This is a genomic window from Clostridium sp. TJA038 (assembly GCF_058310255.1).
Genome location: NZ_JBZEFA010000002.1, coordinates 180638 through 197217, shown reverse-complemented (window position 1 = coordinate 197217; position 16580 = coordinate 180638). Strand labels below are relative to the sequence as shown.

10 protein-coding genes are annotated in these 16580 nt (G+C 28.4%); 9 read left to right on the top strand and 1 reads right to left on the bottom strand.

The features are described 5' to 3' along the window. Nucleotides 1-19: 19 nt before the first annotated feature. The 3 genes from AC4FQV_RS06770 to recQ all read left to right on the top strand — a co-directional run bounded on the left by AC4FQV_RS06770 (nucleotide 20) and on the right by recQ (nucleotide 5656). Nucleotides 20-1609, top strand: a complete 1590-nt coding sequence (locus tag AC4FQV_RS06770) for a bifunctional aspartate transaminase/aspartate 4-decarboxylase (RefSeq protein WP_491165167.1) — start codon at nucleotides 20-22, stop codon at nucleotides 1607-1609. Nucleotides 1610-1650: 41 nt separating this feature from the next. Beyond that, nucleotides 1651-3315 carry an aspartate-alanine antiporter gene (gene aspT / locus AC4FQV_RS06765; RefSeq protein WP_491139689.1) on the top strand — a complete coding sequence of 555 codons (1665 nt, stop codon included), beginning with the start codon at nucleotides 1651-1653 and terminating at the stop codon, nucleotides 3313-3315. A gap of 175 nt (nucleotides 3316-3490) precedes the next feature. Then, nucleotides 3491-5656: a DNA helicase RecQ gene (gene recQ, locus AC4FQV_RS06760; protein ID WP_491165166.1), complete on the top strand. Its 2166-nt coding sequence runs from the start codon at nucleotides 3491-3493 to the stop codon at nucleotides 5654-5656. Nucleotides 5657-5713: 57 nt separating this feature from the next. On the opposite strand, the gene AC4FQV_RS06755 is transcribed toward recQ, so the two are convergent. Then, nucleotides 5714-6385: a cyclic nucleotide-binding domain-containing protein gene (locus tag AC4FQV_RS06755; protein ID WP_491139687.1), complete on the bottom strand. Its 672-nt coding sequence runs from the start codon at nucleotides 6383-6385 to the stop codon at nucleotides 5714-5716. A 638-nt stretch (nucleotides 6386-7023) separates the two neighbouring features. Between AC4FQV_RS06755 and uvrA the strand changes: the two genes are divergently transcribed. From uvrA to murB, 6 genes are all read left to right on the top strand, one after another. Further along, a complete protein-coding gene (uvrA, locus tag AC4FQV_RS06750) occupies nucleotides 7024-9846 on the top strand; it encodes an excinuclease ABC subunit UvrA (protein WP_491165165.1) in 2823 nt (940 codons plus the stop codon). A gap of 308 nt (nucleotides 9847-10154) precedes the next feature. Beyond that, nucleotides 10155-10589, top strand: coding sequence for an FHA domain-containing protein (locus AC4FQV_RS06745; RefSeq protein ID WP_491139685.1), 435 nt, complete (start codon nucleotides 10155-10157; stop codon nucleotides 10587-10589). A 13-nt stretch (nucleotides 10590-10602) separates the two neighbouring features. Then, nucleotides 10603-11832 (top strand): FtsW/RodA/SpoVE family cell cycle protein, encoded by a 1230-nt coding sequence (locus AC4FQV_RS06740; RefSeq protein ID WP_491139684.1) that lies wholly within the window; start codon nucleotides 10603-10605, stop codon nucleotides 11830-11832. Continuing rightward, complete coding sequence (locus AC4FQV_RS06735; RefSeq protein WP_491139683.1) at nucleotides 11833-13299, top strand: peptidoglycan D,D-transpeptidase FtsI family protein; 1467 nt, start codon at nucleotides 11833-11835, stop codon at nucleotides 13297-13299. Nucleotides 13300-13435: 136 nt separating this feature from the next. Continuing rightward, nucleotides 13436-15304, top strand: coding sequence for an excinuclease ABC subunit UvrC (gene uvrC, locus AC4FQV_RS06730; protein ID WP_491165164.1), 1869 nt, complete (start codon nucleotides 13436-13438; stop codon nucleotides 15302-15304). A gap of 142 nt (nucleotides 15305-15446) precedes the next feature. Further along, nucleotides 15447-16361: a UDP-N-acetylmuramate dehydrogenase gene (gene murB, locus AC4FQV_RS06725; protein WP_491139681.1), complete on the top strand. Its 915-nt coding sequence runs from the start codon at nucleotides 15447-15449 to the stop codon at nucleotides 16359-16361. Nucleotides 16362-16580: the final 219 nt, after the last annotated feature.

Here is a 16580-nt window from a genome sequence, read left to right as displayed (position 1 = left end):
ACAATAAGGAGTGATGGAAATGATAACAAAAGATTTTGAGAAAAAATTAGAAGGCTTAGGAGCTTTTGAAATCAGTAGTAAAATGCTAAAGTTAGCTAAAGAAAATGAAAAGCATAATACTTTTTTAAATGCAGGTAGAGGAAATCCAAACTGGATAAACACTCAAGGAAGACTAGCTTTAGGAAGAATTGTTGAATTTGGTGTTTCAGAGTCGAGAAGAACTATGGAAGATGGAAATTTAGCAGGATATACAACTTTAGAAGGAATTTATGATAGATTTGTATCTTTCTTAAATGGAAATCATGAAGTTGATGCATTTTTAATTAAAGCAGTAAATTACTGTGCTGAAGAATTAAATATAGATAAAGATGCTTTAGTTAAGGAATTTGTAGATGGAGCTATAGGAAATAACTATCCTGTTCCTAGCAGATGCTTAGTTAATGTAGAAAAAATAGTAAACATGTACTTAGAAAAAAATCTTTATGATGGAATAAAGTTAGCTAGTGAAACAGAAGTTTTCCCAACAGAAGGTGGAACAGCTGCAATATGTTACATATTTAATTCATTAAAGGAAAATGGATTAATAAAAAAAGGAGACAAAATAGCAATAAATACACCTATATTTACTCCTTATCTTCAAATACCACAATTACATGATTATGATATGGTAGAAGTTGACTTAATGTCTAAAGAAGAAAATAACTGGATAATAGATGCACAGGAAATAGAAAAGTTAAGAGATGAAAGTATAAAAGCTTTATTCTTTGTAAACCCTTCTAACCCAGCTTCTAAAGCATTAAGTGAAGAAGCTTTAAATCATATTAAGGAAATAGTTAAGGAACGTAAGGATTTAATAATAATAACAGATGATGTTTATGGAACTTTTGTTGAAAACTTTAAAACTTTATATTCTGTAGCACCTTACAATACACTATTAGTTTACTCTTTCTCTAAATTATATGGAGCAACAGGTTGGAGATTAGGTTTAATAGCTGCAAATGAAAATAACGTTTTAGATGATTTAATAGCTAAGTTACCAGAAGAAAAATTAAAAGAATTAGATAAGAGATATGGTCTAGTTACTTTAGAACCAAGAAAATTAAAATTTATAGATAGATTAGTTGCAGATAGCCGTTCAGTTGGATTATATCATACTTCAGGTTTATCAACACCTCAACAAGTACAAATGGCTTTATTTGCTTTAAGTGATTTATGTGCAGGAGAAAAAGATGCATATATTGAAAGTGCTAAGAAATTAGTAAGAGCAAGATATCACGATTTATTCACTACTCTTGGTATTAAAGAAGACAATAGTGTAGAAAATGCTAAGTATTATTCATTAATAGATGTATATGAATTAGCAAAAAATGTATATGATGAAAAGTTTGAAGAATATTTAAAGAATAATTTTGAACCTATTGATTTCTTATTACGTTTAGCTGAAATGAATGGAGTAGTTTTAATGGAAGGTGTAGGATTTGCAGCAACTCCAGGAACACTTCGTGTATCAGAGGCAAATTTACCAGATGATGCTTATAAGAAAATAGGAGCTCAAATACTAGAATTACTTTCTGAATATTATGATGAGTATAAAAAAGAAAATAAATAGTTTGAATAAAAGTTAAAAATTTAGGACAAAGGGTGATTTAAGTGAAAGATGTAATTGACTTTTTTGGGAAAAACCCTAGTGTAGCTATATTTCTATGTTTATGCTTAGGATATTTAGTAGGTAAGCTAAGATACAAGTCCTTTAGTTTAGGTTCTACTGTAGGAACTTTAATTGTAGGATTGCTTTTAGGGCAGATTACCGTATTCCACATTTCACCTGTAGTAAAGAGTATATTCTTTAGTTTCTTTATCTTTACAATAGGTTATGAAGTAGGTCCTGCATTTGTAAATAGCTTAAAGAAATCAGGAGTAAAACTTATAATACACTCAGTATTCTTTAGTGTAGTTGCGTTTATTGTTGCAATGGTTTGCTTTAAGATATTTAAAATTGGACCAGGAGAAGGTGCTGGAATAATCTCAGGTTCACTTACACAATCAGCGGTTATAGGTACTTCGGCATCTGCTATAAACTCTTTAGATATTTCGGCGGCACAAAAAAATGCTATGGAATCTAAAGTTGCTATTGCTTATGCAATAACTTATCTTTTTGGTACTGTTGGTGTTCTTATTTTCTTAAAGAACATAGCACCAATGCTTTTACGTGTAAACTTAAAAGAAGAAACTAAAAAGATGATTGAAAAGTTAAACTTTAAAGGTGATTCTAATAATGGTTCTGCTATTTTAAAGAATGTAAAAATGCGTTCATTTTTAGTAAATGAAAATTGTTCTTTTATTGGAAAGTCAGTTTCCGATATAGAGAAACAATTTAAGCACAAAATTACCTTTGAAAAAATCTTTAAAAATGATGAAGATTTAAAATTTGATGGTAATACAAAAATTGAAGTAGGTGAATATATTACTTTAATTGGTGACCTTTCAGATATGTTAAAAGTAGCAAGTGACTCTTTAACAGAAACTTCAGATGATAAATATCTTAATGTTTCTTTAAAGAAATCTGAAATTGTTTTAACAAAAGCATTTAACTTAAGAAACTTACAAGATTTATATAACAATAACATAATGTTATTATCAGTTAAAAGAAATGACAAGGTCTTAGATGATGAAACTCAAATGAAAAATGGAGATTTCTTAGAGATTATAGGACCAGAGCATGCTATTGACAAGATAATAAAAGAATTTGGTTATATAAAAAATACTGGTTCAGAAACAGATGTTAGTTACTTAACATTTGGTATTATAGCTGGTATTTTAATAGGTACAATAGCTATAACTATAGGACATGTTCCTTTAACTTTAGGTAGCGGTGGAGGAGCTTTATTTGCAGGTTTATTCTGTGGATGGTATCAAAACAAACATCCTCGTTTTGGACAAATACCTTCTTCAACTCGTTGGTTCTTAAAGAGTGTAGGATTAAACCTATTTATAGCTGTAGTTGGATTAGAAGCAGGTAGTGCATTTATTCCAGCATTACGTTCTATGGGAGTTAAAGTTCTTTTAGTAGGTGTATTAGTAGCTATAATTCCACATTTCCTATCTATATTCTTTGGAAAATATGCATTAAAGCTAGATCCAGTAGATATTATAGGTTCTCAATGTGGTGCAGGTACTATAACAGCAGCTTTAAATGCTATAGTTGAGGACAATGGAAGTAGTATATTTGCTTTAAGTTATACCCCTTCCTATGCAGTAGGTAATATTTTGATAACCGTCATGGGACCACTCACAATAGGATTATTGGCTAGGTAAAGCAAAAAAATTTAGAAATTTATTATAAAAAGGCAAAACAGCTTATTTTTAAGCTGTTTTGTCTTTTGATTTTTTAAGGATATAATTAAGAAGTAAGTATGAATTTAGTAATATTAGTTAATAAATAAAAAAGCTATTATAATTAAAAATATTTTTTAATTAAAGGAGAGAAATATTGAGTAAGGCAAAGGAATTTTTAAAAAGTTTTTATGGATATAATGAATTTAGAAAAGGACAAGAAGAAATTATAAATGAAATTGTAAGGGGAAATGATGTTCTAGCTATAATGCCCACAGGAGGAGGAAAATCAATATGTTATCAAATACCTGCATTACTTTTAGAAGGTATTACAGTTGTAATTTCTCCACTTATTTCTCTTATGAAAGACCAGGTAGATTCTATAAATAGTATGGGCATAGAGTCTGCATATATAAATTCAACTCTTAGTAGTTATGAAATAAACACTATATTTGAAGAAGTTAAAAAAGGAGCTATAAAAATATTATATGTAGCACCTGAGAGACTTGAATCAATGGATTTTTTATCTTTAGTTTCTAATATAGATGTTTCTCAAGTGGCTGTTGATGAAGCACATTGTGTTTCTCAATGGGGACATGATTTTAGAAGCAGTTATAGGTTTATCAGTAAGTTTATTAGCCTTTTAAAAAAAAGACCTGTAGTTTCAGCTTTTACAGCTACTGCTACAGAGGAGGTTAGAAAAGATATAATAAGACTTTTAGACCTTAATAAACCTAAGATTTTTATTTCTGGATTTGATAGAGAAAATTTAAAAATAATAATAGAAAAAGGGGTAAATAAAAATTACTATATATTAGATTATTTAAAAGAAAATAAAGATGTTTCAGGAATTATTTATTGTGCTACTAGAAAAGAAGTTGATTCTTTATATGAAAGTATAATTTCATCAGGTATGGAATGTACGAAGTATCATGCGGGACTTTCTGATGAAGAAAGAAAGAAAAATCAAGAGGATTTTGTTTTTGATAAAGTAAATATAATGATTGCTACTAATGCCTTTGGAATGGGGATAGATAAGCCTAATATAAGATATGTAATTCATAACAATATGCCTAAAAATATAGAGGCTTATTATCAAGAAATAGGAAGAGCAGGAAGAGATGGAGAGAAGTCAGAGTGTATTCTTCTTTTTTCACCAGGAGACCTTCAAACTCAAAAATATATAATAGAAACTGGAACTTTAAATCCAGAAAGAAAAATAAATGAATTAAGCAAGTTACAGACAATGATGGATTTAGTTTATTCTAATGGATGTTATAGAAAGTTTATTCTTAATTATTTTGGTGAAACATTAGAAGAAGACTGCAATAATTGTAGCAATTGTGAAATAGAAGGAGAAATAGTTGATAAAACCATAGATGCACAAAAGGTTATATCTTGTGTTTATAGAATGAAAAGACCTTTTGGCATAGGGGTAATAATAGATGTTTTAAGAGCATCAAAAAATAAAAAAATAATTGATTTAGGCTTAGATAAGTTAAGTACCTATGGAATAATGAAGGACTATTCAAAGGATAAGCTTAAAGATTTTATAAATACTTTAATTTCCCATAGATTTATAGATTATACTGGAGAATATCCTGTAGTTAGATTAAATAAAATATCTATTGAGGTTCTTAAAGGAAATGAAAAAGTTATGTTTAAGGAAAAAAGAAAGCTTAAAAAAGTATATAAAAATAATGAATTATTTGACCTTTTAAGAACTTTAAGAAGAGAAATAGCTTTAGAAGAAGGGGTTCCTCCATATATAGTATTTGGGGATAATACTCTTAAGGAAATGAGCGTAAGAATACCAGTAAATGAAAATCAACTTTCAGAAATAACAGGAGTTGGAGAAAAGAAAATACAAAAATATGGAGAGGTATTTATAAAGGTAATAAAGGAATATGTTAAAGAAAATAATATAAATGTTAAATGGGAAGAAGGAGAAAAGGTTAGTAAGGAAGATATGGATAAAAAATTAAAGAGAAATAGTGGTAAGAAAAAATCCTTTGAAATTACTATAGATATGCTTAAAGAGGGAGAAAAACTTTATGCTATTGCAAAGGAAAGAGAGTTATCTATAACAACACTTCTCTCTCATATTCAACAATATTTAGAAGAAGGAAATAAGATAGATTTTGAAATAGATTTTGATTCATTATTTTCAAAAAAAGAAGAAGAATTAGTATTAGATGCCATAAAGGAAGTAGGTTATGGAAAGTTAAAGCCTATTAAGGAAAACTTAAAAGAAGAGGTTTCTTATGAAAAGATAAGATTTATAGTTACTAAATTAGTAATAAATAATTTAAATAAAGAGTAATCTGTAATAAAAAAATCCCTAGTTTTATTATGCTTTTTAGCTTAATAAACTAGGGAATTATTGTTTTAAGTCTATGCAAAGGCTTTCTAAAGCTTTTATATTTAAAATTTTTATTTCATTTTTTTCTTTGCTTATTATTTTATCTTCTATTAATTTATTTAAAGTTCTATTTAAATGTCTATAGCTTGTACCTAAAAGTTCTGCTAAGTTTGAATAATTATCTATAGTTATTATGTGTTCATTTCTTGCTAAAAGGTAATTTGCAAGTTTGGTTTCTAAATTATATGTAATTGTTATTGAACTACTTACAGAACATCTTTCTAATTTTTTTGAAAGATTTTTAGTTATATACATAAGAAAGTTTAAATCTTTAAGGGCTATATTATTTACTTCCTTAACAGGAATAGCAATACAAAGACTTTTACATAAGACCTTTATACTACAATTAGCTCTTACCTTTGATATAACTTCTAAATCACCAATTAATTGAATTGGTTCGTAAAATTCTAAAAGTAAAGACTTACCATTTGGCAAGGTTTTATAAACCTTAGCTTTTCCATGAATAAAAAAGTATAAATATTTAAGTTCTTCATTCATAAAGCAAATGTGTTCATTCTTTTTAAACATATGTAATTCTAATAAGGGGATAATTTCCTTCGGGAAAATTGATTGAAGTTCATATTTATATATTAATTTCATTAAAATTTCTCTATCATTTATAAGTACCAAGAGTTTATACCTCCTAAAGAAGCCGATATTATAAGACATATGTCATAACTATACCTATAGTATATATGATAAAATAGTCCTATTAATAGGTTAAAGAGAATATTTAATAAATTAACAATAAAATTGCCTTAATACTTTAAATTCTATAAAAGAGTGATAGCATTTATATATGCTATACACTCTTTATTTTTTGTTATCAGATGTTAGAGGTGTAAAATGTTGAAAGCTTAGGCATTAATAAATCGTCTGGAGGAGTCTTAAAAACAAATTTATTAATGCCTAAAGAAATGACTTTAAAAGTTACTTCAATATAATTTATGAAACAGAATTTTGTATTATTCTAAGATTATGAAAATAATAATGATTATTATATAAAGAATTTGACATATAAATTTTAGAGAATTAAAATATTTGTATACGAACTTACGTTTGCTTTTTTAGAATATACAAAGTATTATTTATAAATAATAACTTTTAGTGTATATAATAAATAAGCTTTAAAGACATAATAAAATAGAAGTTTGTTTTACAAGAAATTAAAGAGAAAATTAATTATATAAAAATATAAAAGAAGGGAGAGCTACACACTTAAAACTTATTTTATTACAAAGTTTATATAGTTTTAGTAGCAGAGTTTTATGAAGGACAAAATAATAATAAAAGGGGCAAAAGTACATAATTTAAAGAATATAAGCTTAGAAATTCCAAGAGATAAGCTTATTGTATTTACAGGACTATCAGGTTCTGGTAAAAGTTCCTTAGCCTTTGATACTATTTATGCAGAGGGGCAAAGAAGGTATGTAGAATCTTTATCATCTTATGCAAGACAATTTTTAGGACAGATGGATAAACCAGAGGTTGAATCAATAGAAGGTTTATCTCCAGCCATATCTATAGACCAAAAAACCACCTCTAGAAATCCAAGGTCAACTGTAGGTACAGTAACAGAAATTTATGATTATTTAAGATTATTATATGCAAGAGTTGGAGTACCTCATTGTCCTAAGTGCGGAAAAGAAATATCTCAACAATCTGTTGACCAAATAGTAGACAAAGTTATGGAACTTCCAGATAGAAGTAAAATAATGATTTTAGCACCAATAATAAGAGGCAGAAAAGGAAATCATGAAAAGGTTCTTGAAAATATAAAAAAACAAGGTTTTGTTAGAGCGAGAATAGATGGAGAAATTTATGACTTAACAGAGGATGAAGTAAAGCTTGAAAAAAATATTAAGCATAATATAGAGGCAGTAGTAGATAGAATAATTGTTAAGGAAGGAATTGAAGGAAGATTAACAGATTCTATAGAAACTTCTCTTAAAATGGCAGATGGTTTAGTTTTAGTTAGTTTAATAGGAGGAGAGGATAGACTTTATAGTGAGCATTTTGCTTGTGCTGATTGTGGAATAAGCATAGAGGAGTTATCTCCAAGAATGTTTTCTTTTAACTCTCCTTTTGGAAAGTGTGAAAGATGTGATGGGTTAGGAACTTTAATGGAAATTGATGAAAATTTAGTTGTTCCTAATAAAGATTTAAGTATAAGAGAAGGGGCAATTTCTACTTGGGGAGATGCAAGACTTAAGGAGGATGCTTGGACTTATTCTGTTCTTAAGGCATTAATGAAGAAATATAATTTTGATTTAGATACTCCATATAAAGATTTGCCTAAGAAGGTACAAGAAGTTTTAATGTATGGAGAAAAGGATAAATTAAAGGTTACATATAAAAAAGAAAATGTAGAATCAGTTTATAATCATTCCTTTGAAGGAGAAATAAACAATTTAAGAAGACGATACATGGAAACAGGTTCAGATGCTTTAAAGGATGAAATAGAAAAGTATATGAGTGATAATCCTTGTCCTAAATGTAAAGGTGCAAGACTTAAGCCTGAAGCTTTAGGGGTTACTGTTGGAGGAAAAAATATATTTGAGTTTACTAAATTAGCTATAAGAGAAGAACTAGATTTTATAAATTCTATTAATTTTTCAGAAAAAGATAAAATAATAAGTAATCAAATAATAAAGGAAATTCAATCTAGATTAAGCTTTTTAATAAATGTAGGATTAGATTATTTAGATTTAGCAAGAAAGGCAGGAACTTTATCAGGAGGAGAAGCACAGAGAATAAGACTTGCAACTCAAATAGGTTCTCAACTTATGGGAGTTTTATATATACTAGATGAGCCTTCAATAGGACTTCATCAAAGGGATAATGATAGGCTTATTTCTACATTAAAACAACTTAGAGACCTTGGTAATACACTTATAGTTGTAGAACATGATGAGGATACTATGAGAGAAGCTGATTATATAGTAGATATAGGACCAGGTGCAGGGGAACATGGTGGAGAAATAGTTGCTAAAGGAACTTTAGAGGAAGTTATGGCAAATGAAAATTCTTTAACAGGAAAATATTTAACAGGAATTAAAAGAGTTGAACTTCCAAAGGAAAGAAGAAAAGGGAATGGAAATTTCATAACTGTTAAAGGAGCTAAGGAGAATAATTTAAAAAATATTAATGTAAAATTTCCTTTAGGAACTTTAACTATGGTTACTGGAGTTTCTGGTTCTGGAAAAAGTACTTTAGTTAATGAAATTCTTTATAAGGGATTAAATAAGATAGTAAATAAAGCTAAGGACTTACCAGGAAAATTTAAAGATATAACAGGTTATGAAAATATTGATAAAATTATTGATATAGACCAAAGTCCTATAGGAAGAACACCAAGAAGTAATCCAGCTACTTATACTGGAACCTTTGATGTAATAAGAGAGCTTTTCTCTCAAACTCAAGAAGCAAAAATGAGAGGATATAAACCTGGTAGATTTTCCTTTAACGTAAAGGGTGGAAGGTGTGAAGCTTGCAGTGGAGATGGTATAATAAAGATAGAAATGCAGTTTTTATCTGATGTTTATGTTCCTTGTGAAGTTTGTAAGGGAAAAAGATATAATAGAGAAACTTTAGAGGTTAAATATAAGGGGAAAAATATAGCAGATGTTTTAAATATGACAGTTGAAGAAGCTTTGGAGTTTTTTGAAAATATTCCAAGAATAAAAAATAAACTTCAAACTTTAATGGATGTTGGCTTAGGTTATATAAGACTAGGGCAACCCTCAACACAGCTATCAGGTGGAGAAGCGCAAAGAATTAAATTAGCTTATGAATTATCTAAAAGAAGTACAGGAAAAACCTTATATATTTTAGATGAGCCTACAACAGGACTTCATATACATGATGTAAATAGGCTTGTTAAAATTCTTCAAAGGTTAGTTGAGGGAGGAAACACAGTAATTGTAATCGAACATAATTTAGATATGATTAAATGTGCAGATTATATAATAGATTTAGGACCTGAAGGTGGAGATAAGGGTGGAACAATTGTAGTTTCTGGAACACCTGAAAAAATAGTAGAAAATAAAGATTCTTATACAGGGAAGTATTTAAAAAAATATCTTGAGTAGAGGAATATAATTTAAAAAAGTAAATATATTATTTTAGTATACAACATATTATGGCTACCAGAATTTTTTTATTCTGATAGCTATATTTTATGAATTTTATTAATATATGAACTTATAGAAGAAATTTTAATTAAAAGTTTTAAAAAGAAGTAAAATAAAAATATAAATATTATAAATTTCACTTTTTAAAATGATATAATAATTAAGGATTTTAATTATGATTATGAAATTGTAAGCTTTTATTGTATAATCAAGTTATTAAATAAAGTAAAATATAAAAGAAATATAAAATATGTAGAGGTGAAGTGATGTTTTCTAAACTAATGACATGGGTTTTTGGAATAATATTTATAGTTATATTATATTCCATAATTTATTATGCATTAAAGATAATGTATAAAGATGTTAAAGGCGGGAAAAAGAAGAAAGCCCCTGGAAAGAAAGCACATGGATTAGAAGTCTTACAGACTATCTCTAATGGGACTTTAGGTGTTGGCTCGGTTATACCTGTGACGAGTACTATATCTATTGGACGAAGAGATGATAATTCTATTGTGCTAAATGATCAGTTTGTATCATCATATCATGCTAAAATTTATGTTAAAAACAATGATTTTTATTTAGAAGATTTAGCAAGTACAAATGGTACATTTATAAATGGCTCTAAAGTTGAGGGAAGAGTTAGATTAAAGGTAAATGATAGAATAAAAATGGGAAGTACTGAATTTAAGGTTATAGGGTAAAAGAGGTGATAAGATGAATGCTGCTTTAAAGTATGAAAAAAGAATGTTGCTATTAGTCTATCTTTTATGCTTAGCCTTATTTACAAATATAGCACTTAAGCAAAACCCTATAGACAAAATGGCATTTGTTATAGCAGGTATATTGATAGTTATTATTGGATTTTCACATTTTATAATAAGAAAGTTTTATCCTGATGGGGATAAATATATGCTTATTTTTGCATCTGTCTTAGCAGTAGTTGGAATAGCCGTTCTTTATAGGTTAGACCCTAAATTAGCAATGAAACAATTAGTTTGGTTTAGTTTAGGAATTGCAATTTATATGACAATTGTAATAGTTTTACCTGATTTAAAAAGCTTTGCTAAGTATAGATATGTTTATTTAGTAGGTACCTTAATTTTTATGGCGATGGCTATGTTTATTGGTACTTCTATAAATGGAGCAAAAAACTGGGTTTACATAGGAGGTTTTGGTTTTCAGCCTTCTGAAATAGGAAAAATATTTTTAATACTTTACTTAGCTTCTGCTTTAATGAAGTATGAAAAGAAAAAAAGTATAAAAAGTGAATTTAAACAACTTTTAGAACCAGCATTAGTTGTAATGTATTCTTTAGGGTTTATGGTTTTACAAAAGGATTTAGGTTCAGCACTTATCTTTTTCTTTGTATCTGTAACAATGGTTTATATTGCTACTTGTAATTGGAAATATGTTGCTACAGGTTTAGGTCTTTTTGCAGTAGGAGGAACAGCAAGTTACTTCTTATTTGGTCATGTTAGAAATAGAATAAAAATTTGGAAAGATGTTTGGAAATATGCTAACAAGGAAAGTTATCAAATAGTTCAAGGATTCTATGCAATGTCTTTAGGTGGAATGTTTGGAGTTGGACTTTATAATGGATATCCTACTCTTGTACCTTTTAGGTCAACAGATTTTATATTTGCTTTAATAGCACAAGAATTAGGTCTTGTTTTTGGCATAGGATTATTACTTATATATTTCCTATTATTTTATAGAGGAATAAGAGCTGCTCTAAATACAGATGACCAATTTTCACAATTAAATGCTGTAGGTTTTAGTACACTTATAGTTGCTCAAGTTTTAGTAATTATAGGAGGGGTATTTGCAGTTATTCCTTTAACAGGTATTACTTTACCTTTAGTTAGTTATGGTGGAACATCTATGCTTACAGTTTTCATTTCCTTAGGAATACTTCAGAAAATTTCAGAGGAGGGACTAAGATAGATGGCAAAGAAAAAAAAGGATTTATCAGGAAGTATAAAAAAAGTTATGTTTGTTTACTTACTTCTTTTAGTAGGTCTTATAAGTTACATAGCTTACTTCCAATTAATACAAGTTCCTAAAATAGCAGAGATGGATAGCAATACAGCTGTTATGGCTGCTCAAAATGAGGTCATAAGAGGTGATATAAAAGATAGAAACGGAAATGTCTTAGCTAAGAGTACTAAAAGTGGGGATTTAACTCAAAAGAGAGAATATCCTTATGGAGAAATATACTCACATCCAATTGGATATTCTAGTGGAATATATGGAAACTCAGGTTTAGAGGGAGCATATTCAAAGGAATTAACTACTTATGAAAATATTTCATTAAGAGCATTTTTTAAATCTTTTAATTTTAAGGAAGATTTTAAAGATAGAGATGAGTTAGATAAAAAGGTTGGAAATAGTGTTATAACTACCTTAGATACTGATTTGCAAAAGGCAGCTTATGCAGCTTTAGGAGCAAATAGAGGAGCTGTTGTTGCTTTAGACCCTAAAACTGGGGCAGTTTTAGCAAGTGTTTCTAAACCAGGATTTAATCCTAATAATTTAAAAGAAACTTATGAAATAGCAAATAATCCAAATGGTAATACTAAGGATGCGATATTAGTTGATAGAGCTTTAAATGGACAATATCCACCAGGTTCAACTTTTAAGATTATAACTTTAACTTCAGCTTTAGAAAATTTAAAGAATGTAACTGAAAGAACTTTTGATGATACAGGTTCTATAAATGTTGGAACAAAGGATTTACCAAATGAAAATGGAAATGCTTATGGAGAAATTGATTTAAAGAAAGCTTTATCAGTTTCAAGTAACGTAGTTTTTGGTGGTATTTTAGGGGAAGAACTTGGTAATAAAAAGTTAAGGGAAACAGCAGAAAAGTACGGCTTTAATAAGGATTTATATCTAGGAAAACTTAAGGCATACTCTGGAAATTTCCCAGATAGAAAAACAGTAGATAGAGGATTAATAGCTTATGAGGCTATAGGACAAGGAGATGTTTTAGCAAGTCCTATTGAAATGGCAACTGTTGCAGCAACTATTGCAAACAATGGTGTTAGATTAGAGCCTTATATAGTTAGTAAAATCGTAGATAAAAGTGGAGATACTGTAAAAGAGTTTTCTTCTGCTAGTAAGGAAACTGTTATGACCCCTGAACAAGCTAATATTATAAATCAATATATGCAAGGGGTTGCTCAAGATAGAATAAATGATAACTGGGGATATTTTAGCGGAATGAATGTAGCTGCTAAAACAGGTACAGCTCAAGTTCCAGATGGAAGTTCTCATGCTTGGCTAATAGCATTTGCACCAGCTGATAATCCAAAGATAGCTGTGGCAACAATTGTTGAAAATGGGGGTTCAGGTTCAAAGGTTGCCGCTCCAGTTACTGCAAGAGTAATGCAAGCTTATTTTAATAAATAATAAAATTAAAACTTATTAGCCCTAATAATGCTATGAAAATAGTGTGTTAGGGCTTATTAATTTATATTGATTTCACATAAATGTTATTTAATATATATAAATTAGTTTTATAATAAAAGAGATGAGGTGATAGGAAATGTTTGATTTTCAACATCAATTAAAAATATTACCTGATAAGCCAGGAGTTTATATAATGAAAAATTCTCTTGGAGAAGTTATTTATGTAGGAAAAGCAAAAGTTTTAAAAAATAGAGTAAGACAGTATTTTCAAAACTCTAAAAGTCATTCAGAAAAGGTTAAGGCTATGGTTAAAAATATAGCTGAATTTGAATATATAGTTACTGATTCTGAAATGGAAGCCTTAATTTTAGAGTGTAATCTTATAAAGAAATATAGTCCAAAATATAATATAGCATTAAAGGATGATAAATTTTATCCCTTTATAAAAATAACAACTAATGAAGATTTCCCAAGAGTTTATGTTACAAGAAACTTTGCAAAGGATGGAAATAAATACTTTGGACCTTATACAAATGGAAATGCTGTTTATGAAGTTATGGGGCTTATAAAAAAATTGTTTCCTCTTAGAACTTGTAAAAAGGTTATTTTAGAGGGTGGAGAACCTACAAGAGCCTGTTTAAATTATCATATAAATTTATGTAAGGCACCTTGTGCAGGATATATATCTAAAAAAGAATATGGAAAGATGATAGACGAAATAATAAATATCTTAAAGGGATTAGATAGTTCTATAATAAAGGATTTAAAAGAAGAAATGCAAAGAGCATCAGAGGATTTAGAGTTTGAAAAGGCTGCTAAGATAAGAGATAGAATAATGGCTATAGAAGCTCTTGTGGAAAAACAAAAAATGTTTATGGTTAAAGAAGGAGAAGAGGATTTTATAGACATATATAGAGATGAAAAAGATGGATGTGCTCAAGTATTTTTTCTTAGAGAAGGTAAGGTTATAGGAAGAGAACATTTTATGCTTGAAAATATTTATGAAGAATCAAAAGAACATATTTTAAGTTCTTTTATATTATCTTTTTATGGAGGAACTGCACAAATACCTAAGGTTATTTATGTTTCTCATGAAATTGATGATAAAGACCTTATAGAAAAATTTCTTTCAGAAAAAAGAGGCACTAAGGTTTCTATAAAGATTCCTAAAAAAGGTGATAAAAAAAATCTTTTAGATATGGTGAAAAATAATGCTAAAATAATGTTAGAGCAATTTAAAGATAAGATGATTGAAGAAAAGGAAGTAAATAAATATGCCTTAGAAAATCTTGCAGAATTGCTTTCTTTAGATTCATTACCTTCTAGAATAGAAGCTTATGATATATCAAATATACAAGGAATGGACTCTGTTGGGACTATGGTTGTTTTTGAAGAGGGAAAAGCTAAAAATTCTGACTATAGAAGATTTAAAATAAAAAGTGTAGAAGGACCTAATGATTATGAAAGCATGAGAGAAATATTAAGTAGAAGATTTTCTCATGGTTTAAAAGAAGTTAGGGAAATAGCAGATAGAAATTTAGAATATTCAAAAGGGAAATTTTGTGTTTTTCCAGATTTAATAATGATGGATGGAGGAAAAGGGCAAGTTAACATAGCTTTAGATGTGTTAAAAGACTTTGGAATAGAGATTCCTGTATGTGGGCTTGTTAAAGATGATAAGCATAGAACTCGTGGAATTATTTTTAACAATGAAGAATTTATAATTAAAAAAGGTTCTAGTCTTATGAACTTAATAACTAGAATACAGGACGAAGTTCATAGGTATGCCATAACTTATCATAGAAGTTTAAGAGATAAAAGAACTTTACATTCTATCTTAGAAGATATACCTAGAATTGGGGAAAAAAGAAGAAGGAATCTTCTTATGAAATTTGGTAGTGTAGATAAAATTAAGGAGGCTTCTTTAGAAGAATTATTAGATACCCCTGGAATTGACAAGGGGGCAGCTAATAGTATAATACAATATTTTTCTAAAAAAAATTAATAACAAAAATTGACTTAATATAATATATATAATATTATGGCATAGAAAATAAAAAAAATTTGTACTAAATATTGAAAAGATGTCAAGAATTAATTTATACTATTAAATTAGGATATTAAATTTAAAATTGAGGAGTTTGGGTATGAATCAATACATGGAGTTTTATAAATTATTAAGTAAATTTTATAATGAAGAAGATATCACTGTGGACTCTCCTATGAGCGAACATATTTATTTTAAAGTGGGAGGACCTGCAGATATACTAGTAACTCCTGTTAATGAAGAACAAGTAGTTAATACTTTAAAACTTTGTAGGGAATATAATGTACCTTACTTTATATTAGGTAATGGTTCTAATATTTTAGTTAAAGATGGGGGCGTTTCTGGAGTTGTAATTAAGTTTAATAAGTTAAATAAAATTACAGCAAAGGGTAATTGTGTAACAGCTCAAAGTGGAGCTTTATTAAAGGATGTATCAAAAGTTGCTTTAGAAAATAATTTAAAGGGATTTGAATTTGCTTGCGGAATACCAGGTAGTATTGGGGGAGCAGTATTTATGAATGCAGGAGCCTATGATGGAGAAATGGCTCATGTAATAAAGTCAGCTAGAGTAATTGACGAAAATTGTAATGTTAAAAATTTAACTAAAGAAGAGCTAGAACTTGGATATAGAAGTTCAGTAGTTATGAAAAAAGGATATGTAGTTATTGAAGCTACAGTAGAACTAGAAAGCGGAGAGTATGCTAGTATAAAAGATAAGATTGAAGATCTTACAACAAAAAGAGAAAGCAAACAACCTTTAGAATATCCATCGGCAGGAAGTACTTTTAAAAGACCAGAAGGATATTTTGCAGGTAAGCTTATTCAAGATTCAGGTCTTAAGGGATTCTCAATTGGAGGAGCAGCAGTTTCAGAAAAACACTCAGGGTTTGTTATAAATAAGGGTGGAGCTACAGCTAAGGATGTTTTAGATGTAATCGCTCATGTTCAAAAAACTGTAAAAGAAAATTTTGATGTGGATCTTCATACTGAAGTTAGAATAATCGGTAGAGATTAGTAAAAAAGAGTGTGCTATGCATACTCTTTTTTAAACTATTTTAGATTTATAATTTTTTAACTTTAGCTTAAATTATATAGCTTTATAAATTTAAGCAACAATTAACTTGTTTATGTTATAATTTATTTATGAGATTAGATTTTGCTTTAATTACCAAGTGATTAAAGCATTTATTATGTTTTGAAAAGTGAAATATATTATAGATATATAGGAGATGAT